Below are 397 nucleotides of genomic sequence, written 5' to 3' on the forward strand. Positions count from 1 at the left end.
GAATGTACAGTGCTCTTAATTGGGAAGTGTCGCCAGTAATAGCCGCGGTGTCGACATTCATGATGGCCGTTTCTTTGTTGGTTTGCATCGCTGCCATCGCACTGAAGAAAGCCACACCGACCGATGGCTGACGGGTTCGCCTTGGCAGCTTGATTGATCACAATGGCGTAAGGACCGGATGTTACATGATGCTTCAGATGGGGAAGGAACAAAGGTTGCTATCTGATAGCCGTCCAGACGGGCTAGAAGGACGGTGGACGTCTGCTTCTCAAAACGGTTTGCGTCAAGGGGTAAACCGGATGCTCGAGGAGACCGTTGTCGGCCATCACCCTGCCCATGCGATCGAACTTAAGAGCATATCGAAGGTGTATGGTGCGGTGCCAGCGCTACTTCGGAC

Annotated in this window: 1 protein-coding gene; it reads left to right on the plus strand. The window is 53.4% G+C overall.

The features are described 5' to 3' along the window. Positions 1–185 precede the first annotated feature (185 nt). Positions 186–397, plus strand: a 212-nt coding sequence (locus EOA60_RS38615; protein WP_206628496.1) for a hypothetical protein, incomplete at its 3' end; no start/stop codon positions are given.

The sequence above is a fragment of the Mesorhizobium sp. M1A.F.Ca.IN.020.06.1.1 genome (assembly GCF_004023265.1).
Lineage (GTDB): Bacteria > Pseudomonadota > Alphaproteobacteria > Rhizobiales > Rhizobiaceae > Mesorhizobium.